The following is a 26,781-nucleotide window of genomic DNA, read 5'->3' on the forward strand; positions in this document are numbered from 1 at the left end:
ATGACAGGAAATCAAGGACAATGGATCACCGTGGATGATCAGGGGCGCCTGTGCGTGCCGTCACGACCCGTGATCGGGTTCATCGAAGGGGATGGCACGGGCCCGGACATTTGGAGGGCGGCTCAACGGGTGTTGGATGCGGCGGTGCGAGCCGCCTATCAAGGGTCTCGCGAGATTGTGTGGAAAGAACTCTTGGCCGGCGAAAAGGCCTTTGCGCGCACCGGTCAATGGCTACCGGACCAAACCGTCGAAGACATACGGAAGTGCGTGGTGGCCATCAAAGGACCGCTGACCACGCCGGTTGGTGGCGGCATGCGCAGCCTTAATGTCACCCTTCGCCAGGTGCTGGACCTCTATGCTTGCGTGCGCCCGGTGCGATGGGTGCGCGGCGTGCCGTCTCCCATGAAACACCCGGAACGGGTGAACATGGTGGTGTTTCGCGAAAATACGGAAGATGTGTATGCCGGCATTGAATGGCCGGCCGGAAGCCGTGAAGCGGAGAAGGTGCGCGCCTTTTTATGTGAAGAATTGGGCGTATGTGTGCGGGAACAGGCCGGCATCGGCATTAAGCCTATCAGCCGATTCGGCACGGAACGGCTGGTGCGGCGAGCCATTCGTTATGCCCTGCAGCATGGCTTGCCCTCGGTGACTCTGGTGCACAAGGGAAACATCATGAAATACACCGAAGGGGCTTTTCGCCAATGGGGCTATGAACTGGCGGCTCGAGAATTCCCAGATAAGACGGTCACGGAAGAAGAATTGGAAAACCGATGGAACGGCCAGGCACCTCAGGGCACAGTCGTCCTCAAGGATCGCATCGCCGACGCCATGTTTCAGCAGGCCCTGCTGCGCCCTGAAGAATACCACGTGCTGGCCACACCCAACCTGAACGGAGACTACCTTTCGGATGCCCTGGCCGCCCAGGTTGGCGGTTTGGGCATGGCTCCGGGAGCCAACATCGGAGACCGATGCGCCCTATTTGAAGCCACGCATGGCACGGCTCCCAAATACGCGGGTCTGGACAAAGTGAACCCCAGTTCCGTCCTGCTCTCCGGAGCCATGATGCTGGACCATTTGGGCTGGAACGAAGCGGCGCGCCTTGTGGAACGAGCTCTGGAACGCACCGTTTCGGACAAGATCGTCACCTATGATCTGGCGCGCATGATGGATGGCGCTCGTGAAGTGAAGTGTTCCCAATTCGCCGATGCCGTCATCGAGCGCCTGGCCCCGTAAAGTCTTCAAAGGGGGCAACGTGTCAAGTGTTTGGCGTTCCCTCAAAGTGTTTTCATGGATTCTGGAATGGCTGGCCGATGTCATGTTTCCGCCGCGGTGCGCCGCTTGCGGCACAATCTGCGGGCATGGTTCGACCCTGGGCTGGTGTTCCCAATGCCTGCAGCAGGTGCGGTTCGTCTCTTCGCCCCTGTGCCCCACCTGCGGCCGCCCTTACGCCGCTTCGGAAGCCATGCCGGATCACCTGTGCGGGGAATGCCTTTATAGCCATTATCGTTTTGATGTGGCCCGTTCCGCAGCTTTTTATGAAGGCGCGGTGCGCCGTGGCATCGTGCAGCTCAAATTCGGCGCCCGACTCCACTGGGCTTCAGCTCTGGGACGCCTCATTGGGTATCATAGCCCTACAAGGGATCTATTGGACCAGTGCGAACTGCTGGTTCCCGTGCCCATGCATCGGCGTCGAGTGCAGCGGCGAGGGTATAATCAGGCCGCGCTGCTGGCCCAGTTTGCCGCGCGAAGCTGTTCCCGGCCTGTGCAGGTGAAGGTGACCGTCCTTCGACGAATCCGTTCCACGCGGCCGCAGACCCGCCTTTCGCGTCGGGAACGATTGCGCAATGTGCGTGGGGCCTTTGAAGTGATCGATGAAAGCGCGGTGCGCGGCAAAAGGATCGTCCTTGTGGACGATGTCTTGACCACCGGCACCACGCTCAGTGAATGTGCTGATGCCCTCAAGGACGCCGGAGCCGCCTGGGTCGGTGCCGTCACGGTGGCTCGAGTGGTCCTGGGACCGGGTGTGCCACGCAGCGAGAGAGAAACACAGTGAGTGATAATCGCGACACCATTTTTGAAAAGGTCGTCTCCGGAGGACAAACCGGCGTGGACCGAGGAGCTCTGGACGCGGCTTTGGATCTGGGGCACCCCTGCGGTGGCTGGTGCCCTCGAGGGCGCCGGGCGGAAGATGGGCGCATTCCCGACCGGTACCCTCTTCAAGAGCACGCCTCTTCGGCCTATCGGGCACGCACGGAAGCCAATGTGTTGGATTCGGACGGCACGCTGGTCTTTTGTCGAGGGAAGCCCTCGGGAGGCACAGCTTTGACTATTCGCCTGGCACACCAGCACCACAAGCCGTGCCTTGTGATTTCCCTCGATGGCGCTCTCGATCTGAAGGCCATGGCCCGCCATATTCGAAGCTGGGGAGAAAGCCACGGAATTCGCGTGCTCAATGTGGCAGGCCCTCGCGAAAGCGAAAACCCGGGCCTGCAACAACTCGTCGCGGCCGTGATGCGCGAGGTCCTGAACCGGAAGGAAATGCAAAGGTAGGCCCGTACCTTCGGCCTAGGAGGTTTCCATGCATGGATGTTCATGGGGCCGCGATGCCAGAATAGAAGCCGAAAGTGCTGAAACGGCGCTATAAGGAGAATCCATGCGGGTTGAATCCCTGACTTTTACCAACGCATTTGGGCAAAAGCTTTCCGGACGTTTGGACACGCCTTCTGAGGTTACCCCGCGGGCCGTGCTGCTTTTTGCTCATTGCTTTACCTGCTCCAAGAACCTGAGCGCCGTCGTGCACATTTCCCGGGCTTTGACCGAGGCCGGATACGCCGTGTTTCGGTTCGATTTCACGGGCCTTGGCGAAAGCGAAGGCGATTTTTCGCAAACGGACTTCGTTTCTCATGTGGACGACGTGGAGGCTTCGGCCCAATTTCTTGCGCAGCGAGGGCTGGCTCCCCATATCCTCGTGGGCCATTCCCTTGGAGGTGCCGCCGTGGTGCACGCAGCTCCTAGAGTGCCTTCGTGTCGAGCGGTGGCCGTCATCGGCGCGCCGTTCAACCCCACACACGTGGCGCGCCTGCTGCGCCCTCATCGGGACACCCTTCAGCGGCAGGGTGCCGTGGAGATTGTCCTCGGAGGGAAAACGGTTCGTGTAGGGCGTGGCTTCTTAGAGGAAATTCCCGATGATGAGGTGACCCGTCGTGTGGCCGCGCTGCGTCGGCCCCTTCTTGTTCTGCACGCTCCGGAAGATACCGTCGTTTCCGTGGAAAACGGAGAGCGGCTTTTTCATGCAGCACGGCACCCCAAGAGCTTTGTGGCCTTGGCTGGTGCGGACCATCTGCTTTCCGACAAAAGAGATGCTCGCTATGTAGGGGAACTCCTTGCCGTGTGGGCCGAACGTTTTATCTTCTCTTAAAAGTCTCGGCCACGGGGTGGCGGCGCAACGGACGGCCGCCAACGATTCAGACCCGAATTTGTTTCGGTTACGTCAACCCTTTGGACCCCACCTACACAGGAGGATTTCCATGGCTGAAAGGACCGTCCGCACCAAAAACATCGGGCTGCGCGGCATTGCGGTTGCCGACACCAAAATCAGCTACATCGACGGTGAACGCGGCGTGCTCATCTATCGAGGTTACCGCATCGAAGATCTGGCCCACAATTCCACCTTTCCCGAAACGGCTTTTCTCCTCTTATATGAGAACCTGCCCACGCCGGAGCAATTGGCCGGCTTTGAAAAAGAACTTCGAGCCGCAAGCCATCTTCCTTCGTTCATTGTGGACAGCATGAAAGAATGGCCTAAAAACGCGCATCCCATGGACGCGCTGCAGGCGGCGGTGCCCCTTTTGGCCATGGCCGATCCGGAACTCTTTGATGAAAGCCGCCAGGCCAACCTTCGAAAGGCTGTGCGCCTCATGGCTCGCGTTCCGGCTGTGGTGGCCGCTTGGCATCGTGTTCGGCAAGGTTTGGACGTGCTGCCACCTGACGAATCCCTATCCCACGCCGCCAATTTCTTATGGCAAACCTTCGGCCGCGTGCCGGATTCGGAAGCAGCCCGCGTGATGGACGTTTGCCTCATTTTGCACGCCGATCACACTTTCAATGCTTCCACCTTTGCCTGTCGGGAAGTGGCGTCGACGCGGGCGCACATGTACGCCGGTGTGGCCGCGGGGGTGGGAGCGCTTTCAGGAGAACTGCACGGGGGCGCCAACGCTCGTGTCATGGAAATGCTGCAAAAAATCGTTCAGGATGGGGTCACGGACATTCGAGGCTGGGTGCGCGACCGGCTGGAACGCAAGGAGCGCATTATGGGCATGGGCCATGCCGTCTACAAGACCATGGATCCTCGAGCGAAGATTCTCAAGCGCTTGGCGTTTGATCTGGGAGAAAAGGCCGGACAGCGCATCTGGCCGGACCTCACCCAAGCCATTGAAGAGGCGGCCATGGCGGAATTGAGCGCTCGAGGCAAAACCAACATTCAGCCCAACGTGGATTTTTACAGCGCTTCCGTTTACCACATTCTGGGTTTTCCCGGGGATCTCATGACCTGCATTTTTGCCGCATCGCGCATTGCCGGCTGGTGCGCGCACATCATCGAAGAAAAATACGGGGACGCTCAAGGCAAACCCGCCCTCTACCGCCCTCAGGCGGAATACGTGGGTGATTATTGCGGCAAGCTGGACTGCGAGTACGTGCCCCCGGAAAAACGCCGAATGGCTTCCACAACGGGGTAGGGTCGTCGATGCCTTAAACGAAAAGCTGGTTTGCGGGCGCCTCGGCCTTGATCCATGAAAGACGGGCGCGGCGGGCACCACTCCTACAGGGTGGGCTATCGGGCGCCATTGTCGGCCTTCCACATTTTGTCGCTCCCGCGCACCCGGGAGCCCATAAGTTGCCAAGCGTCTTGAATCCCCGCTCCCCGCTGGGGCTGGGACAAGCCCCGCGGGGATAACGCAAACTGATCAATGGGCGAGCATGGTTCCCCCGTTTGAATTCCCGCTTTCGCGGGGATGTCAGGGGTTTTTTGGGGATGCCCCCATGGTTTTTGGAGGATGACATGTAGCTTGCGCGGGGATGACCTAGGAACGCTGCGCAAGGCAAATCCGGCCTTGTCAAACAATGTGCTAGAAGTGGTGGACGAGGCGGAAGTTCAGCCGTTCGCCTTCGGGCCGGTTTTCCGCGGCCGTTTCAAAGTACAGGTTGAAAAAGAAATGTGTGTCCTTGGACAAATGCAGCACAAACCCGGGTCCCAGAGCCAGCACCTGTTCTTTGCGGCCGTTTAGGGCCTTGCCGTCCACCTTCGTGTCGGTGAGTTGTTTGAGGTAATAGCCGTTGAGGCCAAGGCGCAATTTCATGGGGATGACCTCAAAGGCTGAAGCGAAATTCACGTGCATGGCCTGACCTGCCTGCGTGTCGTCGGCATCCCCAAAGGCGCGATTGGGATCGTTGTTCTTGGCGTTCCACAGGTAATGAATGCGGGTGCTGAGCGTCCAGCGCGGCGTGATGAATAGAGTCGAGGCCCAGTAGGGGTTGAAGCTGAAAAAATGGCTTCCGGGATTGATTTCTCGGTCTGCGTCATATTTCCCCGTGGGAAAGATGAGTTGAAATTCCACGCGGTGCATGAATCGAGGTCCTGCCGGGCCCATGATGGGATCCCACTGAAGAAATGGGCCCACGAGAACGTCTCCGATCCCCGAACTGTTGGCTTGAGGTAGCGGAGCGTCGATGTCGTAGTCGAGATCGGCGGAAACATATGGAATGATGACGTCCAATCCCCATTTGCCTCCGAAAAGGATGGGCTGATTGCTTTGGTAAATGAACTGCGTGAGGCTGATCCAGACACGCAAGTCTTCATTCACCACCTTGGGAAACAGACGGTCTCCATCCTTGTCGCGAAAGGAATCGGACCTCCAATACTGGATATACTGAGTGAAATAAAACCCGGGGCCGGCAGGAGGCCCACCGTCCAGAAAGCTGGTGAATCCAAGGTTTACGGGAGGTAGATCGTAAGCGAAAGAGGAGGCGGGCGCCATGGCGCCGATCCAACACAGAAGGCAGATCTGCACGGTGATGACCGTTTTTTTCTGGATAAAATTTCTTCCGCGCATACAAGGCTCCTCTTCTGAGTTCAGGTTCGTTCCCGGTCAAGAGCGCTGAAAAAGTTGATTCTTTGAGCATCTAAGAGCCGCTCGTCGACCTTTGGCGGAGCATGCCGCCAATCCTCACGGGGTCGCTCGGTCCCATTGCGCCGTGCGGCGCTCCTGCACAAGACATCGCAAAGGACATCGAACAACCATGCTCGTGCAGGCTGCCCGGTTACGGCCGATCCGATGCGGTGCCGCAGCGTTCCTTGGCGGCTTCGATGGCTTCCAAAAGGACCTGAATCCGGCTTTTCGGCGTCCCGTTAAAAACCGCCTCATAGGCTTCATCTCCGAGAAATTTTCGTAAAACCAGTTCCACAGGAAGCCGATGGCTCCAGCACACCAGCGCCTTGGAACAGGGCAGAGCCCCGGATTCCTTGCGACAATAGCCGAAGGGCACCTGGTGCCCCAGTTTGGGGCACCGGGTTTCCAGGGCATCCATTCGAACCAGAATATCGTGGTTTTCCATAATGAGGCCTGTTGTGGATCCAACCTTAAGGTTTGGGGAAGGCGTCGGTGGCAGCCAGAGCCCGTCGAATCTCTTCTTCCGGCAGTTCGTAGCGCGTGAGTTTTCCCGAAAGAAAAGCGTCGTAGGCGCTCATGTCCACGTACCCATGCCCGCTCCAGTTGAAAAGAATGACCTTTTCCTTGCCTTCTTCCTTGGCTCGCAGAGCTTCCTGAACCACGGCGGCGATGGCATGGTTGGTTTCCGGAGCCGGAACGAAGCCTTCGGCGCGAGCCCACTGCACTCCGGCGGTAAAGGTTTCCACCTGGTCAAAGGCGCGGGCTTCGATGAGCTTTTCCTCCAGAAGATGACTCACGATGGGCGCCATGCCGTGGTAGCGCAAGCCTCCTGCGTGGATTGGGGCCGGCACGAAGTCGTGCCCCAGGGTGTGCATGGCCAGAAGCGGCGTGGTCATGGCCGTATCCCCGAAATCGTAGCGAAATGGGCCCTTGGTGAGAGTCGGGCAACTGGTGGGTTCGGCCGCTACGATGGTGACGTTGCGGCCGTGAATCTTGTCCCGCACAAAGGGCAGACACAGCCCCGCAAAGTTGCTGCCCCCTCCCGCGCAGCCCATGACCACGTCCGGGTACAGGCCGAGCTTTTCCATCTGTTTTTGCGCTTCCAACCCGATGATGGTCTGGTGCAGGAGCACATGGTTGAGGACGCTGCCCAAAGAATACCGAGCGTGCGGGTCTCCCACAGCGTCTTCGATGGCTTCGCTAATGGCGATGCCCAGGCTTCCCGGAGAATCGGGGTGTTCCGCCAAGATTTTTCGGCCCGTCTGCGTCCGGTCACTGGGGCTGGGAATGCATTCCGCACCCCAGGTTTCCATCATGCTGCGTCGATAAGGTTTTTGGTTGTAGCTCACCTTGACCATAAAGACGCGGCATTGCAACCCGAACATCTGGCAGGCCATGCTCAATGCACTGCCCCACTGGCCGGCGCCGGTTTCCGTGGACAACCTCTTGATACCGAAGACCTTGTTGTAATAGGCCTGCGCCACGGCCGTGTTGGGCTTGTGGGATCCGGGCGGGCTCACCCCCTCGTTCTTGTAGAAGATCTTTGCCGGGGTGCCCAAGGCCTTTTCCAGACCTCGCGCTCGGTACAGAGGCGTGGGACGCCACAGGGCGTATTTTTCCAGGACCGGTTCCGGAATGGAAATCCATCGCTCCGTGGACACTTCCTGCTCAATAAGGTTCATGGGGAAAACGGGGGCCAAATCCTCCGCCTTGATGGGCTGCCCCGTCCCAGGATGCAGCGGTGGGCGAAGGGGCGTGGGAAGGTCCGCCTGAATGTTGTACCACTGCCGAGGCATTTCGCTTTCGTCCAAAAACACCTTGATCTGTTCCATACCGCCTCCTTGATGTGAGTTGTGACATCGTCTGAAAAACAACAAAGGCCATGAGGCGTTCGCCCCATGGCCTTTGTTTGCAAAACGAAAAGAGCCATGGGGAGGTGGCCTCACCCACGGCTCTCGATCTTGTGCGTCGTCAAAGATCCTCGGTGGGCAGGCGCATCACCAGGCCTGCCACCACCATGACCACCGAATCGTTGTCACCTCACGCTGCACGGCACATCCTCTTGCCACGCTTTTAAGTTCCGAGCCAAAACCCGCTTAAGAAAGAAGGTGCAATCTCGATACCATGGGCTTTCGAGGGATGTCAAGAAAGAATCCTTCACGGTTTGCCGACCACATCGGCAAAGCGTTTCGGTTGATCCAAAGACTGTCGAAAGTCACCCACGTGCTTTTTCAAAATGCCGTCCACCACGGCGTTGTCCATTTTGTCGTAGCCATGGGCTAGGACGTTTCAAACGCCGGCCATGGAGATGAGAACATCGAGGCTCTCGTCATCAAGAATTCCCGCTTTCGCCAAGACGAAGAAAACGTCCCTTGTATCTTTGGGTTCTCTTAGGGGCCCTGACGGCGGATGATCTTGCCTTCTTCCATTCAAGCTTCCATGGCGAGACGCAGGTTGCGTTCCACAATGTCCGTGGCTCTGGCGATGGGGCAGAGGCGGCCCATGTGGTAACGGACCCGGCGACGTGTTCGAGACGGTTCAATCGTTGGAGAAGGGCGCCGATTTTCCTGGTGATGGATTTCATGCGACAACCTCTACCTTTTGGCGTTCCCAATAGCGACGTCGCAGCTTTGTCAGAAACGGCATGAAGTCGAAAGACATTCCTCGAAGAACCACTTCCCCTTGAAGACGCGCGTTGGGGTCCGGCGAACAGCACCAGACGCCCTGAGAGATGACTTCGTAGGCCGCTTCCAGGAACCACTGTTGAGAACCAGAACATGCGTGCCCAATTCCAGAGCGCGGCCGATATGGGCCTCGATTTACCGATCCGCAGCGAAACCATGCCGCGAATCCTTCACAGAGCTGGGCTGCCGAAACAAGACGCCGAGATCCAGATTTGAATTGGGTTGTGCCGTTCCTTGAACCCTCGAGCCGAGCACATCCACGCCCAGAAGTTTCGAAACCGCGTTGTCCCGTGTAGCGGCTTCTAAGCCAGATCGCCGATTCGGGCCAGCTCTTGCGGATTCATCCTGTCATCCTTTGGGCCGAAACGGCCTGGCGTTCATTCGGCGAGGGCCTTGGAAGCGGCGGAAAGAACCCCGACGGCTTGCATCCACGCACGGCTCGGGCCCGCCAGAAAGTATCCGTTGAGCAAATCCGGTTTGTTGTAGCGCAAAGGCTGGCCTCGAGGATCCACCACCACGCCGCCGGCGGCTTCCACCACCGCATGGCCGGCCGCCGTGTCCCATTCCCATGTGGGCCCGAACCGCGCGTAACAGTGGGCTTCGCCGGCGGCGACGGCGCAAAACTTGAGGGCGCTGCCTCGAGGAAGCCTTTTGTGGGCCGGAAGGTGACGAAAAAAGGCTTCCATTTGCGGCGTGGGATGGGACCGAGTGGCGACGACCACGAGGGGCTCGACCATGCCGGGATCCTTGATGACCACGTGTCGAGTGTCCTGGCCGCGCTTTTCCAAGCAGCCGTCATGCACATCGCCGATAAACAACCGGTTCTGATCGGGCACCAACACGAGTCCCAACACCGGGCGGCCGTTGTCGATCAAAGCCACGTTGATGGTAAATTCGCCGTTTCTTCGAATGAATTCCTTGGTGCCGTCCAAAGGATCCACCAGCCAAAACCGGCGCCAGTGCCGGCGTTCTTCATAGGGAATGTGAGCCCCTTCTTCCGAGACCACCGGAATGTCGGGAGCGATCCGCTCCAGTCCTTTCACAAGAAGGGCATGGGACCTTTGGTCCGCAAGGGTGAGAGGGGTGCGGTCTTCCTTGGTGGTGACAGCAAACGAGGAGTGGTACACATCCAGGACGGCGTCGCCGGCGGCACGAATGAGATCTTCCAAGTCGGAAAGCGGAAAATGCATGGGGAACGCCCCTTTCGTGAAAGGATTTTGGTTGCGCCTGAAAAAACCCTTGTGATAAAGAACCTCGGTTCAGCTCAGCCCACACACCCCGTCCCTTTTGGTGCCCGGACCTTTGACGTCCGAGGTTTTTGCGCGGGGTGGCGGCCAAACCAAAAGGAGGAGATATCGCATGTCCACCATTTCCATGAAGCAACTTCTAGAAGCCGGTGTCCATTTCGGGCACCAGACCCGCCGATGGAATCCCAAGATGAAACCCTACATCTTCGGGGCTCGCAACGGCATTTACATTATCGACCTGCAGCGTACGGTCAAGCTTTTCCGCACGGCCTACCAATTTGTGGTTGATGTGACCTCGGCCGGCGAGAATGTGCTTTTTGTGGGCACCAAACGGCAGGCTCAGGACATCATTCGAGAACAGGCGGAACGCTGCGGCATGTATTACGTCAACCATCGATGGCTTGGCGGTATGCTCACCAACTTCAAGACCATCAAGCTGCGAGTCGACCGCCTCAATGAACTGGACGCCATGTTTGAAGACGGCAGCGTGAACCGGTTTCCTAAAAAGGAAGTTCTCAAACTGGCTCGAGAACGGGACAAGCTGGAACGGAACCTCGGCGGTATCAAGACCATGACGCGATTGCCCGGGGCCGTTTACGTGGTGGATCCTCAAAAGGAACGGATCGCCGTTCAGGAAGCCAACCGTTTAGGCATTCCGGTGGTGGCCATCGTCGACACCAACTGTGATCCGGACGTCATCGACTATCCCATTCCGGGAAACGACGACGCCATTCGATCCATCAAGCTCATCACGGACCGCATTGCCGACGCCTGCGTGGAAGGCCGAGCGCGTTATGAAGAATCGCGCCAGGCCATGGGCGACAAGGACATGGAGTCCTTGGAAGAGGTGCCGGCGGGCATGCTGCTGCAGGAAGAAGAGGGGGGGCCCGAGGTAGAAATCATCAACCCTATGGAAAACACCCCGCAAGACGATCGCGCGTAGAAGCCTGTGCCGCAACGGCTTTGTGGAATCCTCGCATGAAAGCGCCGCACGGCGCGGGATGCGGTCTTGCGCCGTGCGGCGCTCCTTCAGGTGAGGGCACAGAACGCAGGGGTGCTTGTCGGCAGCCGGGCTTGAAAGAGGCCCTTCGCGGAAACCCGAGCCTCTCTCTGGCCCGCTCAAAAAAGGGAATCAATCGGGATAAGCTCTCGGGGACATTGAGCTATCGCGTGAAGGATTTGGCCGCTTTCGGTCCGGAGAGGATGATCGGGAAAGATTTCGATGCGGCCAGGTCCAGGCTGCGTGCACGAAGAGAACATTGGCGCTGCATGGCGCACAACACGGCGGCGGATGATCCATTCGCCGTTGCGACGCAAGAAGATGAGGAGGAGAAGTCCGTGGAAATCACATCCAGTATGGTGCGGGAACTGAGGGAAAAAACCAATGCCGGCATGATGGACTGCAAAAAGGCGCTCCAGGAAACCGGCGGCGATATGGAAAAGGCCGTGGATCTGCTTCGAAAAAAGGGCCTTGCCGTGGCGATGAAACGGGCGGGCCGTGAAGTCACAGAAGGGGCGGTGCACGCTTACATTCATGCCGGCGGCAAAATCGGAGTGCTGGTGGAAGTGAACTGCGAGACGGACTTTGCGGCCCGCAGCGAAGATTTTCAGACTTTCATTAAGGACCTGGCCATGCACATTGCGGCCATGAACCCTCTGGGGATTCAGCGTGAAGACGTGCCGCAGGACGTGGTGGATCGGGAAAGGGCCATCTTTGTGGAGCAGGCCAAAGAATCGGGAAAGCCTGCCAACATCGTGGAAAAGATGGTGGAAGGCAAGATGCGCAAGTTCTACGAAGAAAACGTCCTCATGGAACAAGCCTTCGTGAAGGACCCGGACAAGACCATCGCCGACTACCTCAACGAACTCGTTGCCAAAACCGGCGAACGGATTGTCATTCGCCGTTTCGTCCGTTACCAGCTCGGAGCGTAAAACGATGGCCGACACGCCGCGTCCCATTTACCGTCGCGTGCTGCTGAAACTGAGCGGCGAAGCCCTCATGGGGGATGGCTCTTACGGCATCGACCCACGATTGATGGAAGAATTTGCCGAGGAGATCGTTCAAGTGCACCGTTTAGGAGTGGAAATGGCCCTGGTGATTGGAGGCGGCAACATTTTTCGAGGGGTTTCCGCCGCGTCCCAGGGCATGGACCGCGCGACGGCCGACTATGTGGGCATGCTTGCCACCGTGATGAACGCGTTGGCGCTGCAGCAGGCTTTGGAAAAGCGCGGGGTGGCGACGCGGGTGCAGTCCGCCATTGACATGAAGGAAGTGGCAGAGCCGTTCATTCGCCGCCGCGCCATTCGGCACTTGGAAAAAGGCCGCATCGTCATCTTTGCGGCAGGCACGGGCCTGCCTTTCTTTACCACGGACACGGCGGCGGCGTTGCGGGCGGTGGAAATCGGCGCGTCTGTGCTTCTCAAGGCTACCAAGGTAGACGGGGTCTACGATGCGGACCCCGTCAAGGTACCGGACGCGCGCAAGTACGATCGCGTAACTTTCGATGAAGTCCTGCACAAGGACCTCAAGGTCATGGACGCTACGGCCATTTCCATGGCTCGAGACAACAAACTGCCCGTGATCGTGTTTAACCTGAGAAAGAGCGGCAATATTCTCAAGGTTGTCGCAGGGGAGCCCGTGGGAACGCTGGTGCAGGGAGGCTCGAATGCTTAACGAAGTTTTTGAAGACGCCAAAGACCGCATGCAGAAAGCCGTTGCGACCCTAGAAAAGGAATTCAAAAGGCTACGAACGGGTCGAGCGTCGGTGTCGTTGGTGGACGGCATTCGCGTTGAATACTACGGCACGCCCACCCCGCTTAACCAACTGGCCACACTGACCGTTCCGGAACCTCGAACCATCATGATTCAGCCATGGGATCAGAGCTGCCTTGGGGACGTGGAAAAGGCCATCATGAAATCCGAACTGGGGCTCACGCCCATGAACGATGGCAAGGTCATCCGCATCCACGTGCCGCCCTTGACGGAAGAACGCCGCCGGGATCTGGTCAAGCTTGTTAAAAAAATGGCGGAAGAAGCCAAGGTGGCCGTGCGCAACATTCGGCGCGATGCCAATGAAATGATCAAGGATTTAAAAAAGGATAAAGAGATCTCCGAGGATGAACAGTTCAAAGGGCAGGAAAAAGTTCAGAAAATTACGGACGATTTCATCAAAAAAATCGATGAGCTGACCGCCGCCAAGGAAAAAGAAATCCTCGAGATCTAAGAAAATGTCATGGAAGGACTTGATCCGGAAAGATTGCCTCGCCACGTGGCCATCATCATGGACGGCAACGGCCGCTGGGCCAAAAAGAGGTTGCTCAACCGCGTGGCGGGCCATGAGGCGGGGGCGGAATCCGTCCGGGCCGTCATCGAAACCGCTCGTAAAATCGGTCTCTCCTACCTGACCCTTTACGCCTTTTCAAAGGAAAACTGGCAAAGGCCGGAAAAGGAAATCCAGGCTCTGTGGCAGTTGTTCCGTCGCTTTGTGCGTTCGGAGCGGCCCCGCATGATAGAAAACGAAATCCGCGTGCGTCATATGGGGGATTCCGACGGCATTCCCCAAGATGTCTACGCCGAATTTCAAGCCCTCATTCGTGACACGGCGCATTTTGACAAGCTGACCGTTAACCTCGCTTTGAACTACGGCGGCCGGCATGAGATCGCTCAGGCCGCACGCCGGTTTGCTGAAGAGGTGCGGGCTGGGCTGCGCGCTCCCGAAGAGATGACCCCCGAGGTGCTGGGCTCGTACCTCATGACGGCCGACATGCCTGATCCCGACCTGGTCATTCGCACCAGCGGTGAATGCCGGGTGAGCAATTTTCTGTTGTGGCAGATTGCCTATGCCGAATTATACATTACGGACACTTTGTGGCCGGATTTTCGAGAAGCGGAATTTGTTGAGGCGCTTCGAGAATACCAAAGACGGGAGCGGCGTTTCGGGAAAACCAGCGAGCAATTAAGCGAAGAAAGGCTTGCGCCGCCCGTGTAAAGCCAAATACGCGGCGCCATGTTGGTGAAGGAGCGCTTAAAGGCGCGATACGCGCTGCGGAAGCGCTGCGCGTCTTGAAAAGAGGCAGGTGAATGGCCGACGGGCAGTGGAGCTCTCACGCGAAGCGATGGGTCACGGGATTGGCCCTGGCCGTTCCTTTGGTGCTCTTGTTGGCGTACGGACCACTTTGGCTCTGGACGGTGGTCGTAACTGCCGCGGCTTTGGTGGGCCTTTGGGAATACGAGACCATGATCCAGCGGCCGGCGTTAACTCGGTGGGAACTGGTCTTCTCCCTTGCCGTCGGCGCCGTGTTTCCCTTGGCGGCCTGGATTCACGGTGTCGCGGGCCTTGGGGTTTCGGCGGTCGCCGCGGTGTTTGCTACCTGGGCAAAACAGTTGGCCCACCCCCCTTTGAACCGGGACGCCCTGCAGCGAGCCCTCATCAGCCTGAGCGGGTGGCTTTATGTGGCCATGCCCACGAGCTTCGTCCTGCTTCTGGGAGCCTTGCCCCATGGCCGAGAGTGGGTTTTTTTTGTGCTCTTTGTCATCGTCTTTGGCGATGTGGGCGCTTATTATACAGGCAAGACCATGGGGCGGCGAAAGCTCTACGAAGCGGTGAGCCCCAAGAAAACGGTGGAAGGGGCTCTGGGAGGCCTCATGGCCTCGGCCGTCATGGGTACGGCGTTTGGCATAACGTTTCTTCGAGACACGGGGGCTTCGGTTCCGGCCCTGCTCATGGTCTCGATTCTGACGGAACTGGTGGCACAGGCAGGAGACCTCATGGAATCGCTCCTCAAACGCATGGCGGGATGTAAGGATTCTAGCGCCCTCCTGCCGGGTCACGGCGGGTTGCTGGATCGCCTGGACAGCCTGCTTTTTGCGTTTCCCACCGTATGGATGTACGCGCAGGGGTTGAACTGACGTTTTCTATGGCACGACGTCGAAAGAGACTGAGCATTCTCGGGAGCACGGGATCCATCGGCGTGAACACGATGGAAGTGGCCTGCGGTTTTCCCGATCGGTTTGAAATCGTCGGCCTCGCGGCCGGGCGCAACGTGGAACGGCTGGCCCATCAAATTCAAAGGGTTAAACCCCGTTGGGTGGCCGTGCAGGACCGGGACGCGGCCTCCGCCCTGGAAAGACAACTTCCCGCAGGGCATGGGAAATTGGAGATTTTCTGGGGCCAGGAAGGATACTGCCGTGTGGCGTCGCAGGACGACGTGGACATGGTGGTTTCGGCCATCGTGGGAGCCGCCGGCCTTTTGCCCACGCTGGCCGCCGTGGCGGCGGGAAAAGACGTGGCTTTGGCCAACAAGGAAACCTTGGTGATTGCCGGCGAAGTGGTGACCCGCATGCTGGAATCGACCGGCGGCCGCCTGCTTCCCGTAGACAGTGAACACAGCGCTATTTTTCAAGCTCTTCAGGGCAATCCTCGAACGGCCGTCAAACGGCTGCTGCTCACGGCTTCCGGCGGGCCCTTTTTCGGAAAAACGCTTGAGGACCTGGCGACAGTCACGCCTCAGGCGGCCCTGCGCCATCCCAACTGGTCCATGGGTCCCAAGATCACCATCGATTCGGCGACGCTCATGAACAAGGGTCTGGAAGTCATCGAAGCGCACTGGCTGTTTCAGGTGCCCGTGGATGCCGTGGCCGTGCACATTCATCCGGAAAGTATTGTCCATTCCATGGTCGAATACGTGGACGGGTCCGTCATAGCGCAGCTGGGGGTTCCGGACATGAAAATTCCCATTGCCTACGCGCTTTCTTATCCGGAACGGCTGCCCGTGCAGGTGCCCAGTCTCGATCTGTTGGCGCTGCGGTCGCTCACCTTTTATCCCCCGGACGTGGAAACCTTTCCGTGCCTGAATTTGGCTTATCGAGCGGCCCGCATGGGCGGCACCATGCCCGCGGTGCTCAACGCCGCCAACGAAACGGCCGTGGACGCGTTCCTATCCGGACGTTTGGCTTTTACGGACATTGCGGCTCTCATCGCTCGAGTCATGGACGCCCATGACGTCATGCCGGCGGATACGGTGCAGCGGATTCAGGAAGCCGACCGATGGGCTCGCGAAACGGCGAAGGCCCTGGTGAACGGAGCCGAGAAAGTTTACGAAGCGTTCCAGAACGCCTGAAACGGCGCGACGCTCAGAACGCTCCAGGCCACGCACAGGCAGGATGTTTAAAGCCAGGAAAAGCTTGAAAGAACGAGGCGTGGCTTGAGGGCGCCAAAGAAATGTTGAAGGAGGAATCTGTTGTGGCCACCACGATCGTCTCCACGGTCATCGTCCTTGGAGTCCTGATTTTTATCCACGAATTGGGGCATTTTCTGGCGGCGCGAAAGCTCGGGGTCACCGTGCTGCGATTCTCTCTGGGGTTTGGTCCTCGCCTGTTCGGGGTACAGCGCGGCGAAACGGACTACTGCCTGTCCGCGGTGCCTTTGGGCGGCTACGTGAAAATGCTGGGCGAAGATCCCGAAGAGGCGGTGGACGATGGAGACCGAGCCCAAAGTTTTGCACACCAGTCCGTAAGGAAAAGGCTGGCCATCGTTCTTGCGGGCCCTTTGGCCAACATGGTTCTCGGCATCGTGCTTTTCACGGTGGTCTTTGCCGTCTACGGCCTTCCCCGCCTGAACACGGAAATCGGCACGGTGACCAGAGATTCTCCCGCCGAGCGCGCGGGTCTTCTGCCCAATGACAAGGTGCTGGAAATCAACGGCCGTCAACTCAAGGCCTGGGACGATCTGTCCGAGACCATTCAGCGGGAAGGGCTGGAGCCCCTGGTCCTTGTCGTGGAACGGGAAGGCCAACGGCTGCATTTTCGCGTGACCCCGGAAGTTCGCGAAGTGAAAAACATCTTTGGGGAAACCATTCAAAGACCGGTCATCGGCATCACGGCCTCCGGGTCCTTTGAAGTGGAAAAAGTCAGCCCGTTTATGGCCGTCGTTTACAGTATGAAGCAGACCTGGAGTCTCACCAAGCTGTTTTTCCTTACCGTGGTCAAGCTCATTCAGCGCGTCCTGCCCATGGAAACCCTCGGCGGGCCGATTCTCATCGCCCAGATGGCGGGCCAGCAAGCGCAAGAAGGCCTTATGAATTTTCTGCACTTCATGGGGCTCATCAGCATCAATTTGGCCGTATTGAATCTTTTGCCCATTCCCGTGCTGGACGGAGGCCACGTGTTTTTCCTTCTCCTGGAAGCGGTGCGGCGGCGGCCGCTCAGCCTGCGCCAGCTGGAAATGGCCCAAAAGGTGGGCATGGCCGTGCTCATCGCCCTCATGGTGTTTGTCTTCTATAACGACATCATGCGCCTGATTCCCACAGGCCTCGGCGTGCCCGCTCCCTAAATCGGCGTCCGAGTGCACGCAGCGGCCTTGCTTCCTCTAGGCTTGCCCCCGGTTCCAACAGGGAGCGGCAGTCGATAATCCGATGGTAAACCTAAATCCCCGCTGTCGCGGGGATGACTTTTAAAGCGGCCGCAGGAGTATCCAAAGGATGAGGGGGATGCGGGAATGCGCCGAATTCATGCTTTTGCGTGTGACAGACAAGGGATAGGAAAAGCGCAGGATGTGTTGGTGTTCGACATGGCGTCGAAGCCCGGTGGACGGCGAAAGGCTTTGGGATGAAAGTGCTTGCAGTGGACACCTCCACGGCATCTGGGAGTGTGGCGTTGCTGGACGGTGACGTCCTTGTGGCGGAATGGACGGTGCTTTCGGAACGCACCCATAACCGACGTCTTTTGCAGAGCGTGGACCGCATCCTTGCGGATGCCGCTTGGAATCTGGAAGACGTGGAAGCCTTTGCCGTGACCACGGGGCCGGGAAGCTTTACCGGAATTCGCATCGGCTTGAGCACGCTGAAAGCCATGGCGTGGGCCATGGGAAAACCCCTGATCGGTGTGCCGTCCCTGGAAGCCCTCGCCATGCCTTTGGCCGTGGCCTCATGCCCCGTGTGCGCCGTGGTTGATGCACGAAAGCACGAAGTTTACGCAGCGCTGTATCGTCCCGATGGGCAAGGGGCCTTGCAGGAAGAACGGGCTCCGGGCGTACTCGGTCCCGACAAGGTGGCCGGGTGGATCACGGAAAAGACCCTGTGTTGCGGAGACGGCTTTCTTCTATATCGCCACATTTTCTTTCAAAGTGCGGGACACCATGTGGTGGATGCGGGACCCGGTTTTCATGCGGTTCGTGCAGGATTTGTGGGCCGATGCGCCCTGCGTCGTCTTCAAGACGGCACGGACACCGATCCCATGCACGTCATGCCGCTCTATGTGCGTCCATCGGAAGCGGAGATCCATTCGGGAACCGCCGGGTCATGAAGTGCGAGACGTGCTGCAGGGCAGGGTTCAATGACCCAGATCGTTCATGGTAAAACCGCCCAGCGCGGATCCACGAAGGCACAAGGTTGAGGGGCTTTTTTCATGGCTCAGGAAGGCACGATGAGGTGAAACGGGCGGGGAACATGAGCAAAGGGTTGACACCACGCCACGGGCGCCGCCTTGTACGGTGCCTTCGCCATCCCCTTTTTCCGCTTTATGCCCTTGAGCGCAACCTGGGCATGCTTTTGCATGAAAACGGATCACGCGGCCCTTTAGCGCGCCGTGCGGCCAGGTGGGTCACGGTGATTTGGGAACGGATTCAATGGTTCCAGGAACTTATCGGCGCCCAGAACGGCGCTTCAGGGCCCGAGAACTCAGCTTCGGCGCTGCATGGCCTGAATGACAGCCCGGATCGATCCCGCATCGAAAGCTACTGCGATCATTGCGGGCTGTGCTGCGAAATCTGCAGTGGGTTTCCCGATTTTCCCGATCCAGAAAACCCTCCCCAAGCCTGGCAGTTCGCCTTCGGTCAGGGCTTGGGCTACGGCCATCGGTTCTGCCCGTTTCTTATGCAGAATCGGCGCGAAGGCCGCAGTTTTTGTGCCATTCATCCGCATCGGCCCAACCCATGTCGCATTTTTGAAGAAGACGAATGCCGGACCGTGAAAACCGAACTCAAAGACGAACTGGCGCGTACCCGGGGCCGTCCGCTCCGATTCAGTGCGCGAATCGGCCGCTTCATGGGGCGCGCCGTGAAAACCGGCCGAGGCTTTCGCCTGCTGCCGCACGAGGAGTGAGCGCTCATGGCCGTGGTGGCCATCGTGGGACGACCCAACGTGGGCAAATCCACACTGTTCAACCGTCTGTGTCGAAAACGGCACGCCCTGGTGGACGACCTTCCCGGAGTGACCCGAGATCGGTTGTCGGCTTCCATAGAATACGGCAACCGAAGGTTTCTTCTCATGGACACCGGCGGCTTCACGGACCCCGATGCGGGCACCTTTGCCGAAGAAACCCGGCGTCAAGTGCTTCTGGCCCTGGAAGAAGCCGACGCCGTTATCTTTCTTGCCGATGCGCGAACGGGCTTGCATCCCGGGGATCAAGAACTGGTGGGGCTTCTTCGAAAGTCCCAAAAGCCCGTCTTTTATGCCGTCAACAAAGTGGACGGGCGGGAACAAGAAAAGCACATCGCCGAATTCTACGCTCTGGGCGTGGAGAAAATCTATCCCCTAAGCGCCGCCCACGGGCTGGGCGTCTACGATCTCATGGACGATGTGACCGCATCTCTGCCCCCTGCTTGGGAAGATGATGCCCAGGACGAAAACCCGGAAATTCGCGTGGCCGTGGTCGGCCGCCCGAACACGGGAAAGTCCACGCTGGTCAACGCGCTCTTGGGAGAAGAGCGGGTTATTGTGAGTCCCGTGCCGGGAACGACCCGCGATGCCGTGGACACGCCCGTTGAAGTTCAGGGGCGGCGGTTTCTTCTCATCGATACGGCAGGGATTCGGCGGAAAGGGCGTACGCGCCAAAAACTGGAAAAAATTAGTGTGATCAAGGCACTGGAAAGTATCGATCGAAGCCATGTGGTCATCCTCATGGTGGACGCTTTGGAAGGCGTCACAGACCAGGATCTGCACATTGGCGGCTACGTGCAGGAACGGGGTCGAGGGTGCCTCATCGCCGTGAACAAATGGGATGCCATGCCCAAAGAACCCAGAACCGTGCGCCGGTTCCTTGAGGATGTGCGGGAACGGTTTCGGTTCCTTCCTCATGCGCCCATTGTGACCATGAGCGCCTTGCAGAAAAAGAGGGTGTCTCGAGTGTTTCCCATGGTTTGGGAAATCTTTGACCAGTTCAATAAAAGGGTGACCACGGGCATGGTGAATCGCGTCCTCGTGAACGTCACGGCCAAACATGAGCCGCCCCTGGTGTCGGGACGCCGTCTGAAATTCTACTATGCCACGCAGGCATCCACACGGCCTCCCACTTTTGTGCTTTTTTGTAATGAACCGCAAAAGATTCATTTTTCCTATGAGCGGTTTCTCACCAACCAGTTTCGGGAAGCCTTTGGCATGGACAAGACCCCCGTACGACTGGTGTTTCGAGAACGATCCCGCCGAAACGACGAAAGCCGATGACGGGACGCACCTGGATGGAATGGGAAAGAATCCGGCGACGGCGTCGAAGACGCCGCATCCTCGCAGTGGTTGTGCTTCTAGCCGTGGGCGTGGGGTGGGCCGTGAACTGGCGCCTGTCCACAAGGGACGAGCGTTCCTCGGTGAACAGGACCGACCGGGCGCAGTCGGCCATTAACGAGAAAGCGACGGCCCCTGGCGACAAGGAAGGCGGTGAAGGGAAGGAGCCGGCGGCTATGGGCACGGACGGTGCCCAGAGCCGGCTCGAAGCGGTGGCCGTGCTGCCCCTTTCGGGTCCCTTTGCGGCCGAAGGAAAAGCCCTGCAGCGTGGCATGAAAACGGCGATGGCCACATCGGAGGAAAGGGAAATGATCGCGCTGCGGTTCCTGGACGGGTGGCTTTCGGAAAGTGCCGTTCGCAAGGCCCTTGCCCAAGCCCTTGAGCGCACGTCGGTCGGGGCCGTGCTGGTCTATCTTCCCGTGTCCAAATGGCAGGCCGTTTTGGCTCGAGCTCTGGAAAGGGAGCTTCTCGTTATCGCCCTGAACCCGGGACCCGAAAACCTTTTGGAAAAGGCCTCGGTCCTTTCCTTTTTGGGTACCGATGAGGATGCCGCCAAGGACACGGCTCGCCTCTTGGCGTCGGAACGTTTAGGAAGCCCGGTGCTGCTCTTAACTGACGGAAGCCCTCTGGGAACCCGATGGGCCGAGTCCCTGAGTGCGGAAGCCGACCGCCTGGGGCTGGCTCTGACCCTAATGACCTGGAGCGATGCCGCTTCGCCGCTGGACCTCACCCAGAGACCGAAAACGGTGTTTCTGGCGGGAGCCCCCCATTGGGCGGCGGAAGCCATTCGCGTTCTGGAACTGGCCCAATGCCACAGTCTCTATGTGCTGCCCTACATCCTGGCTCGCCCCACCCTCTTGGAATCCCTCGGGCCTTTGGTGGAAAAGGTGCGCTTCGCCGTGCCTATGGGCGGCGCGTTGGAAGACGAGACCGAAGGTTTTGAAGATGCTTTTCGGCGAAAGTTTTGGAAAAACCCAGACTGGATGGCTCGCGTGGGCTACGATGCGGTGCGCTGGGTGGAACAGCTCTTCTCTGAGGCCCCAAAGGATGCGGGACCAAACCTGTCTCGAAAAGCCCTTTTCGGGACCGAAGGCCCTATGTCCTTTCAAGGCCTTGTTGGGGCGTTGACGGTAACGGAAAAGGGCCGTGTACAGCGGCACATGGTTTTTGCCCGATGGAAAGACGGATCCTTTGAACCCACTTCGCAAGAATCCCATAGGGTTGAACATGCCGCAGAGCGCCACATTGCGCCTTGACACGCTGGGGGGTTCATGTTAGGAAAGCGCGTTCTTTGAACATGCCCGCGCGGCCGTCATGCCCCGGGGGGCCGTTAACTCAGTTGGTAGAGTATCTGCCTTTTAAGCAGAGAGTCGCAGGTTCGAATCCTGCACGGCCCACCAAAAACGCTTGACACCTCAAGGAAACGGTTGCTATAGAGCCCGCACATTGCGTCCCCATCGTCTAGCCAGGTCCAGGACACCGGCCTTTCACGCCGGCAACGCCGGTTCAAATCCGGCTGGGGACGCCACCTCCCTTCACCACTAGGGTCACACACCACTAGGGTCACATCTTGAATTGATCTCTTCCTCAACGTACCGCGTTTGAAGATGGATTCGTAGGAAATGTGCCACCTGGGTCAGATCTTGATTTGATCTCTTTCAGGCCATATTTTGTGTGAACACCGATGCCAAGCAGGGTTGTGAGATGGCGCGGGCGTGGAGAATCGATTTTGAAAGCGCCTATTATCACATCCTTTCGCGCGGCAATGAAAGGCGGGAGATCTTTTACGACGATACGGACCGGAGAATCTTCCTAGATGTCGGGTCCCGTGTTAATAGTGTTCGACGAAGAAGCTATCCGCTGTTTTGTGCCCGTGTGAGGCTGAGCATCATGGTTTCAAACACAGCATGGAGGTCATCATGCTTGTAACAATACACAAAAGAGCTCGAACCACGCCGGCCATCCGCAAGGAGATCCAGCAGTCCACCCTTTCGGAGCGAGCTTTAGCCAGCCGGTATGGGATCACCATAGCCACCGTGCGCAAATGGTAACACCGCGACAGTTGTGAAGACCGCCCCACGATGCCCAATACTTTGCATACCACGCTCTCGGCCATCCAAGAACGTGTGGTGGTCGAGTTGCGAACCACCCTGTTGCTCCCACTTGATGACCTGCTGGCCGTTACCCGTGAATTCATCACCCCGAAAGTCTCGCGTACAGGACTCCATCGCTGCCTTCGCCGACACGGGGTGGCCAACATCAAGGTGCTTTTCCCACAGGAACAAGGTCCAAACAGGACCGTTGGCAAATCATTCAAAAATGACAGGCCCGGTTAACTCCATGTTGAGGTTAAGTATCTGTCCCAAGTGCCCGATGAAACCGCCCGCAAATACTCTTTGTCGTTATGGATCGCGCCACCCGGTGGGTCTTCTTTGAAATCAGGCCCGACAAATCCGCTGCCTCGGCTGGTTATTACCTCAAAAAAACCTCGTAAAAAAAGCGCCATTTAAGATAGCCAATGGGCTCACGGATAACGGCAAAGAGTTCACCAATCGTTTCTGCGCGGGCGACTCATTCAAGCCCATGAGCAATCATCTCTTGGACCAGGTTTGTGCCCAAGACAACATCCAACACCGCCTCATCAAACTCGACCGCCCTCAAACCAACGGAATGGTCGAACGATTCAACGGCCGAATCCATGAGGTCTTATTGCAATCGAGGCTCCATACCGCTGCTCAACTAAAAGAAGGTTTGACTCACTACCGCTGCCTCTATAATCACCACATCCCTCAGAAAAATCTCGGCCATTTAACCCCGACTCAGACACTTAAAAACTGGCAACAAATACAGCTAAATTTTTTCTGAAATCGGTTCATGACTTTTCAGGCTCCCAACTCCTATTGCACCAATTTTACCGACCCATTGCCATATCCCGTGATACAAATGATGAGAATTTTCGGGGCGGGCTCCTAGCTCAACTTCACGAGACCGAAACCGCTGACGATTGGGAGTAGCACATCCACGATAATGAGGTCAAAGGGCTCTCGGTTCCTGCATTCCATGCCTTTCAAAACACCGGCAACCCGCACCAGCACGTGGCCCACTTCTTGAGGAAAAGTACTTAACAACCCCTCAAACTCTTATCGTCTTCGATCACGAGAATTTTCGCCGAGAACCGATAGTCCCCTCCGCGGAGGGGCTTGCGCCGTGATTGGCCGTGAATTCAAAGGTCGCTCGGTCCGCATTGAACTGTTACTGACTTCTTTTAGAATTGAACCACCTGCTTTCACCCTCTTGTGTCAACGGGAAAGCCTTGGGGAGTGTGCAAGAAATTTCCCGTTCAGTGTCCCGGGAAGCACCGGCCGCTTGAGAAACAGGAAAAGATCTGCACAGGGTTGTGCTAAAGATGACCCAGGGTTTGGAAGTCATGGCCCAGAGCCTGGAGAGTAGAGGCGGGGGCGGGCGGAAAGGGTAGGCGTGACGGTCCATCGGCCGTTGTTCCAGATGACGTGCACGGCGCCGTGAAGGTCTGTGCGAAAAGCGGCGAGACGCCGATCCTTGAGGCGTTGCAGCACAGCCGGGGCGGGAAAACCAAAGGGATTGCCGGCTCCACAAGAGATGAGCACAGCTTGAGGATTGAGCGTTTCCAGAAGACGCTCGCCGGTGGACGTGGCGCTGCCATGATGAGAGGCGACCAAGACCCAATGGCGGCCTTCAAAGTTCCAACGGCTTAGCAGGCTTTCTTCGGTGTCCTGCCCGATGTCTCCAGGAAGAAGGGCTCCCGCTTTCTCATGGGTGACCGCAAGCACCAAAGACGCTTCGTTCAAGTCTTTTCCATTCCAGCTGCGGTGAACAAAGGATGACGTAGGATGCAGAGCCCTGAGGCGGCATGCGCCGAGGGTTCCTAGATCCACGGTTCCGTTGAGGCATTTGCGGCCCTTCGAGAGCGTGTGAACAATGGGAATGCCGCGCCGTGCGGCCACCGCGCTCAGGACGGATCCAGTAAGTCCTCGAGCGGTAAGGCCCGTTTCCACGTAGCGACCCACGGGAAAGGTGTCCAGAATGAAGCGAAGCCCGTTTCGATGGTCGGGGTGATCGTGGCTCAACACCACAGCATCCAAGCGGCGAATTCCCATGGCCCACAAGGCCGGAGCCACCACGTATCGGCCCACGTCAAAGGAATCGTTATAGAAACCACCCCCGTCCACGAGCATGGCGGCGTCGGGAGGGCATTCGACAACAGTGGCGGAGCCCTGGCCAACGTCCAGAGCGGTGATGCGAAAGGGGCGTTGCCCATCCGAAGGGAAAAGTGCGGGGCGTAGCACCGTGCTAAGAGCCCAGAGCGCGGCGAGGGCCGCAGTGCCCCAGATCTTTCGACTCCAGGGCATGGATAAAGCCCAAAGAGCGAAGACCGCATAGACGGCCACAAGGGCTGCCAAAGGCACCGGCCCCACATGGGCAAAGGCATAGGGTAAAGCCGCAAATATTTGAATAAGCCAAATGAGGACCCTCAGAGCCCACTGAATGGGTAAAAGAATCCATGCGGCGGCAAAGGGCAGCAACGCCGAAAGGCCCAAAGCCGCCAGGCCCGGGGGCAGCACGGCCAGGGCCATAAAGGGGACAAGGATCGTGTTGGCGGCAAATCCTGCCAGGGAAATGCTGTGAAAGTGGTAGGCCGTAAGCGGTGCCACGACCAATGTGGCCGCCGCCGAAGCGAGAAAAGCATCGAAAAAAAGGCGCCACAAAGCCCTCAGTCTTCTCGGAAGATGCGTCACGAGCTTCTGCGCCCGATCACGCCACGAGGGATAAAACAGCGCCAGTCCGACGACGGCGGCAAAGGATAATTGAAATGAAGGACGAAAAAGGTGATTGGGGTCGTTCCAAAGGATGAGCAGCGAGGCGGCACTCAAAAGCGATAACGCATCCGGCCTGCGATATAGCGCGAAGGCCACCGTGGCTGTGGCGAGCATGATGAGGGCTCTTTGCGTGGGCACGGCCAATCCGGCCAGAACGGCATAGACGGCGGCGGCTGCGCATCCGATCCACCAGGCAAGATGGACGTCGGGAATCCTGAGCAGCACGTGAGGGCACAGAAACCGGAGAAAGAGTTGGGCCAGCCGAAAAACAGCCCAGGCCGCCAGCCCCACATGAAGGCCGGAAACGGCCAAAAGATGAGCAGCGCCAGCCTTTTGAAAATCATCTTGCATCGGACGGGGCATCGCACGGCGATATCCCAAAAAAAGAGCCTGCGCCAAGGCGGCTTCGGGCTCGGTCAGGTTTTTTGTCACTATGCGCCGAAGATGCCCGCGCAATGCATCCATGCGGCCGAAAACGCCATCATGCCCGGCGCCGCGCACCCTATTGTCCGGAACCCGTACCCAAAAAATGTCGCTCTTGGTTGACGCGTAGGCAAAAAATCCACGGCGGGCCATTTCGGCCATGTAGTCATGTCGGCCTGGATTTTCAAAGTTGGTGAGAGGACGAAGTTTCAGAGGCATTTCCACGACATCGCCGGCTTTCCATGCCCGCAGAAGCCTGCGCACAGAAACGCGAACCCCCACCGAAGGTTTGCCGGCGAAACTTGTCGTGAAAAGGTTGGTCCGTGCATCCAAAGACGTGAAGAATCCGTTCTCGGGTAATGGTGCAGCCGGGTCCGCCTCCGTGTTTTCGGCCACGGCCATAAGGGTGACGGGAAAGATGGTCTTGTCGGGGTAAACATCGGGAAACGGCTGAAGCACGACGCGGTAGCGCCGTTCCGTTCCGTCCAGAAGCGAGGCCAAGGACGAAGGCGGAACGGCTTTTTTTTCGGCTCGCGCCCAGAGGGACGCTCCGAGGCTTGCTGCCGCCAGGCAGAGCAGGACGGCGGCAACGCGGCGCAAAAGGATCCTCGAGCGCCGGGAGCCAATGGCCGCGCCAAGGCCGAGCGCCGCCAAACTCGCCGCGGTTCCCAAGCCCGGCACGGCTGCGTCGAGGCCGCGATGGTGTGCGCAGGCGATGCCGAGGGCAAAAGCGACGGCCAAAGGTCCAAGAGGCCGAGAGCCCAACACCCGCCTAGAAGACATGTTTGGCCTCGTCGTTCTGTGACCCATAGACCGTTCCGCAGATCGTTTGACCGGGTTATTCGGTCCGATTTATCTATGCCGGATCGCCTGCGCTCTGAGCTTGCACCCCAAAAGGGGGATGTGA

General features: G+C 58.3%; 22 protein-coding genes, 2 tRNA genes and 1 pseudogene. 20 read left to right on the forward strand and 5 right to left on the reverse strand.

Features of this window, described 5'->3' with window-relative positions; genetic code table 11:
• The 5 genes from icd (at position 1) to EDC27_RS07725 (ending at position 4,736) form a co-directional block, all read left to right on the forward strand.
• The gene (icd, locus tag EDC27_RS07705) at positions 1-1,233 is read left to right on the forward strand and encodes an isocitrate dehydrogenase (NADP(+)) (RefSeq protein ID WP_123290017.1); all 1,233 of its coding nucleotides are present in this window, start codon (positions 1-3) and stop codon (positions 1,231-1,233) included.
• Between the two features lie 19 nt (positions 1,234-1,252).
• Complete coding sequence (locus EDC27_RS07710) at positions 1,253-2,053, forward strand: ComF family protein (protein ID WP_170161686.1); 801 nt, start codon at positions 1,253-1,255, stop codon at positions 2,051-2,053.
• Entirely contained in the window at positions 2,050-2,550 is a 501-nt protein-coding gene (locus EDC27_RS07715) for a putative molybdenum carrier protein (protein ID WP_123290019.1), read from the forward strand. The genes EDC27_RS07710 and EDC27_RS07715 overlap by 4 nt, the downstream gene beginning before the upstream one ends.
• A 103-nt stretch (positions 2,551-2,653) precedes the next feature.
• Positions 2,654-3,418, forward strand: a complete 765-nt coding sequence (locus EDC27_RS07720; protein ID WP_123290020.1) for an alpha/beta hydrolase family protein — start codon at positions 2,654-2,656, stop codon at positions 3,416-3,418.
• Positions 3,419-3,527: 109 nt separating this feature from the next.
• A complete protein-coding gene (locus EDC27_RS07725; RefSeq protein WP_123290021.1) occupies positions 3,528-4,736 on the forward strand; it encodes a citrate/2-methylcitrate synthase in 1,209 nt (402 codons plus the stop codon).
• Between the two features lie 390 nt (positions 4,737-5,126).
• On the opposite strand, the gene EDC27_RS07730 is transcribed toward EDC27_RS07725, so the two are convergent.
• From EDC27_RS07730 to cysQ, 4 genes are all read right to left on the reverse strand, one after another.
• Complete coding sequence (locus EDC27_RS07730) at positions 5,127-6,110, reverse strand: SphA family protein (RefSeq protein WP_211334816.1); 984 nt, start codon at positions 6,108-6,110, stop codon at positions 5,127-5,129.
• A gap of 208 nt (positions 6,111-6,318) precedes the next feature.
• The gene (locus EDC27_RS07735; protein ID WP_123290022.1) at positions 6,319-6,612 is read right to left on the reverse strand and encodes a hypothetical protein; all 294 of its coding nucleotides are present in this window, start codon (positions 6,610-6,612) and stop codon (positions 6,319-6,321) included.
• A gap of 25 nt (positions 6,613-6,637) precedes the next feature.
• Entirely contained in the window at positions 6,638-7,999 is a 1,362-nt protein-coding gene (locus tag EDC27_RS07740) for a TrpB-like pyridoxal phosphate-dependent enzyme (RefSeq protein ID WP_123290023.1), read from the reverse strand.
• Between the two features lie 1,229 nt (positions 8,000-9,228).
• Positions 9,229-10,041: a 3'(2'),5'-bisphosphate nucleotidase CysQ gene (cysQ, locus tag EDC27_RS07750; protein ID WP_123290025.1), complete on the reverse strand. Its 813-nt coding sequence runs from the start codon at positions 10,039-10,041 to the stop codon at positions 9,229-9,231.
• 169 nt (positions 10,042-10,210) lie between these two features.
• On the opposite strand from cysQ, the gene rpsB reads away from it, so the two are divergent.
• The 15 genes and pseudogenes from rpsB (at position 10,211) to EDC27_RS07825 (ending at position 23,460) form a co-directional block, all read left to right on the forward strand.
• Positions 10,211-11,041, forward strand: coding sequence for a 30S ribosomal protein S2 (gene rpsB, locus EDC27_RS07755; RefSeq protein WP_123290026.1), 831 nt, complete (start codon positions 10,211-10,213; stop codon positions 11,039-11,041).
• A 395-nt stretch (positions 11,042-11,436) separates the two neighbouring features.
• On the forward strand, positions 11,437-12,030 hold the full coding sequence (gene tsf / locus EDC27_RS07760; protein ID WP_245994338.1) for a translation elongation factor Ts: 594 nt from the start codon (positions 11,437-11,439) through the stop codon (positions 12,028-12,030).
• Positions 12,031-12,034: 4 nt separating this feature from the next.
• On the forward strand, positions 12,035-12,772 hold the full coding sequence (pyrH, locus tag EDC27_RS07765) for a UMP kinase (protein ID WP_123290027.1): 738 nt from the start codon (positions 12,035-12,037) through the stop codon (positions 12,770-12,772).
• Positions 12,765-13,322: a ribosome recycling factor gene (gene frr / locus EDC27_RS07770; RefSeq protein ID WP_123290028.1), complete on the forward strand. Its 558-nt coding sequence runs from the start codon at positions 12,765-12,767 to the stop codon at positions 13,320-13,322. The genes pyrH and frr overlap by 8 nt, the downstream gene beginning before the upstream one ends.
• Before the next feature lie 9 nt (positions 13,323-13,331).
• Positions 13,332-14,087 (forward strand): isoprenyl transferase, encoded by a 756-nt coding sequence (locus EDC27_RS07775; protein WP_123290029.1) that lies wholly within the window; start codon positions 13,332-13,334, stop codon positions 14,085-14,087.
• Between the two features lie 92 nt (positions 14,088-14,179).
• Positions 14,180-15,007, forward strand: a complete 828-nt coding sequence (locus EDC27_RS07780) for a phosphatidate cytidylyltransferase (RefSeq protein ID WP_123290030.1) — start codon at positions 14,180-14,182, stop codon at positions 15,005-15,007.
• An 8-nt stretch (positions 15,008-15,015) separates the two neighbouring features.
• A complete protein-coding gene (locus tag EDC27_RS07785; protein WP_123290031.1) occupies positions 15,016-16,218 on the forward strand; it encodes a 1-deoxy-D-xylulose-5-phosphate reductoisomerase in 1,203 nt (400 codons plus the stop codon).
• A 122-nt stretch (positions 16,219-16,340) separates the two neighbouring features.
• The gene (gene rseP, locus EDC27_RS07790) at positions 16,341-17,429 is read left to right on the forward strand and encodes an RIP metalloprotease RseP (protein ID WP_245994340.1); all 1,089 of its coding nucleotides are present in this window, start codon (positions 16,341-16,343) and stop codon (positions 17,427-17,429) included.
• Between the two features lie 275 nt (positions 17,430-17,704).
• On the forward strand, positions 17,705-18,400 hold the full coding sequence (tsaB, locus tag EDC27_RS07795) for a tRNA (adenosine(37)-N6)-threonylcarbamoyltransferase complex dimerization subunit type 1 TsaB (RefSeq protein WP_123290033.1): 696 nt from the start codon (positions 17,705-17,707) through the stop codon (positions 18,398-18,400).
• A gap of 143 nt (positions 18,401-18,543) precedes the next feature.
• Entirely contained in the window at positions 18,544-19,197 is a 654-nt protein-coding gene (locus EDC27_RS07800) for a YkgJ family cysteine cluster protein (protein WP_148045709.1), read from the forward strand.
• 6 nt (positions 19,198-19,203) lie between these two features.
• Positions 19,204-20,538 carry a ribosome biogenesis GTPase Der gene (der, locus tag EDC27_RS07805; protein WP_123290035.1) on the forward strand — a complete coding sequence of 445 codons (1,335 nt, stop codon included), beginning with the start codon at positions 19,204-19,206 and terminating at the stop codon, positions 20,536-20,538.
• A complete protein-coding gene (locus EDC27_RS07810) occupies positions 20,535-21,851 on the forward strand; it encodes an ABC transporter substrate-binding protein (protein ID WP_123290036.1) in 1,317 nt (438 codons plus the stop codon). The genes der and EDC27_RS07810 overlap by 4 nt, the downstream gene beginning before the upstream one ends.
• Before the next feature lie 68 nt (positions 21,852-21,919).
• Positions 21,920-21,995 (forward strand) — tRNA-Lys (locus EDC27_RS07815).
• Between the two features lie 50 nt (positions 21,996-22,045).
• Positions 22,046-22,123: transfer RNA gene (locus EDC27_RS07820), tRNA-Glu, on the forward strand.
• A gap of 391 nt (positions 22,124-22,514) precedes the next feature.
• A pseudogene (locus EDC27_RS07825) lies at positions 22,515-23,460 on the forward strand (integrase core domain-containing protein).
• 560 nt (positions 23,461-24,020) lie between these two features.
• Here the strand turns inward: EDC27_RS07825 and EDC27_RS07830 are convergent.
• Entirely contained in the window at positions 24,021-26,657 is a 2,637-nt protein-coding gene (locus EDC27_RS07830; protein WP_170161687.1) for a DNA internalization-related competence protein ComEC/Rec2, read from the reverse strand.
• Positions 26,658-26,781 lie beyond the last annotated feature (124 nt).

It is taken from the genome of Desulfosoma caldarium (assembly GCF_003751385.1).
In the GTDB taxonomy this organism is placed as follows: Bacteria; Desulfobacterota; Syntrophobacteria; order Syntrophobacterales; family DSM-9756; genus Desulfosoma; species Desulfosoma caldarium.

What these genes read in the sequence shown, in the direction of transcription:
- EDC27_RS07775 (WP_123290029.1), top strand. Translation starts at nt 13,332, where the DNA reads ATGGAAGGACTTGATCCGGAAAGATTGCCTCGCCACGTGGCCATCATC.
- EDC27_RS07785 (WP_123290031.1), top strand. Translation starts at nt 15,016, where the DNA reads ATGGCACGACGTCGAAAGAGACTGAGCATTCTCGGGAGCACGGGATCC.
- EDC27_RS07780 (WP_123290030.1), top strand. Translation starts at nt 14,180, where the DNA reads ATGGCCGACGGGCAGTGGAGCTCTCACGCGAAGCGATGGGTCACGGGA.
- EDC27_RS07735 (WP_123290022.1), bottom strand. Translation starts at nt 6,612, where the DNA reads ATGGAAAACCACGATATTCTGGTTCGAATGGATGCCCTGGAAACCCGG.
- der (WP_123290035.1), top strand. Translation starts at nt 19,204, where the DNA reads ATGGCCGTGGTGGCCATCGTGGGACGACCCAACGTGGGCAAATCCACA.
- tsaB (WP_123290033.1), top strand. Translation starts at nt 17,705, where the DNA reads ATGAAAGTGCTTGCAGTGGACACCTCCACGGCATCTGGGAGTGTGGCG.
- icd (WP_123290017.1), top strand. Translation starts at nt 1, where the DNA reads ATGACAGGAAATCAAGGACAATGGATCACCGTGGATGATCAGGGGCGC.
- pyrH (WP_123290027.1), top strand. Translation starts at nt 12,035, where the DNA reads ATGGCCGACACGCCGCGTCCCATTTACCGTCGCGTGCTGCTGAAACTG.
- frr (WP_123290028.1), top strand. Translation starts at nt 12,765, where the DNA reads ATGCTTAACGAAGTTTTTGAAGACGCCAAAGACCGCATGCAGAAAGCC.
- EDC27_RS07740 (WP_123290023.1), bottom strand. Translation starts at nt 7,999, where the DNA reads ATGGAACAGATCAAGGTGTTTTTGGACGAAAGCGAAATGCCTCGGCAG.
- EDC27_RS07830 (WP_170161687.1), bottom strand. Translation starts at nt 26,657, where the DNA reads ATGTCTTCTAGGCGGGTGTTGGGCTCTCGGCCTCTTGGACCTTTGGCC.
- EDC27_RS07800 (WP_148045709.1), top strand. Translation starts at nt 18,544, where the DNA reads ATGAGCAAAGGGTTGACACCACGCCACGGGCGCCGCCTTGTACGGTGC.
- EDC27_RS07725 (WP_123290021.1), top strand. Translation starts at nt 3,528, where the DNA reads ATGGCTGAAAGGACCGTCCGCACCAAAAACATCGGGCTGCGCGGCATT.
- cysQ (WP_123290025.1), bottom strand. Translation starts at nt 10,041, where the DNA reads ATGCATTTTCCGCTTTCCGACTTGGAAGATCTCATTCGTGCCGCCGGC.
- EDC27_RS07810 (WP_123290036.1), top strand. Translation starts at nt 20,535, where the DNA reads ATGACGGGACGCACCTGGATGGAATGGGAAAGAATCCGGCGACGGCGT.
- rpsB (WP_123290026.1), top strand. Translation starts at nt 10,211, where the DNA reads ATGTCCACCATTTCCATGAAGCAACTTCTAGAAGCCGGTGTCCATTTC.
- EDC27_RS07730 (WP_211334816.1), bottom strand. Translation starts at nt 6,110, where the DNA reads ATGCGCGGAAGAAATTTTATCCAGAAAAAAACGGTCATCACCGTGCAG.
- EDC27_RS07720 (WP_123290020.1), top strand. Translation starts at nt 2,654, where the DNA reads ATGCGGGTTGAATCCCTGACTTTTACCAACGCATTTGGGCAAAAGCTT.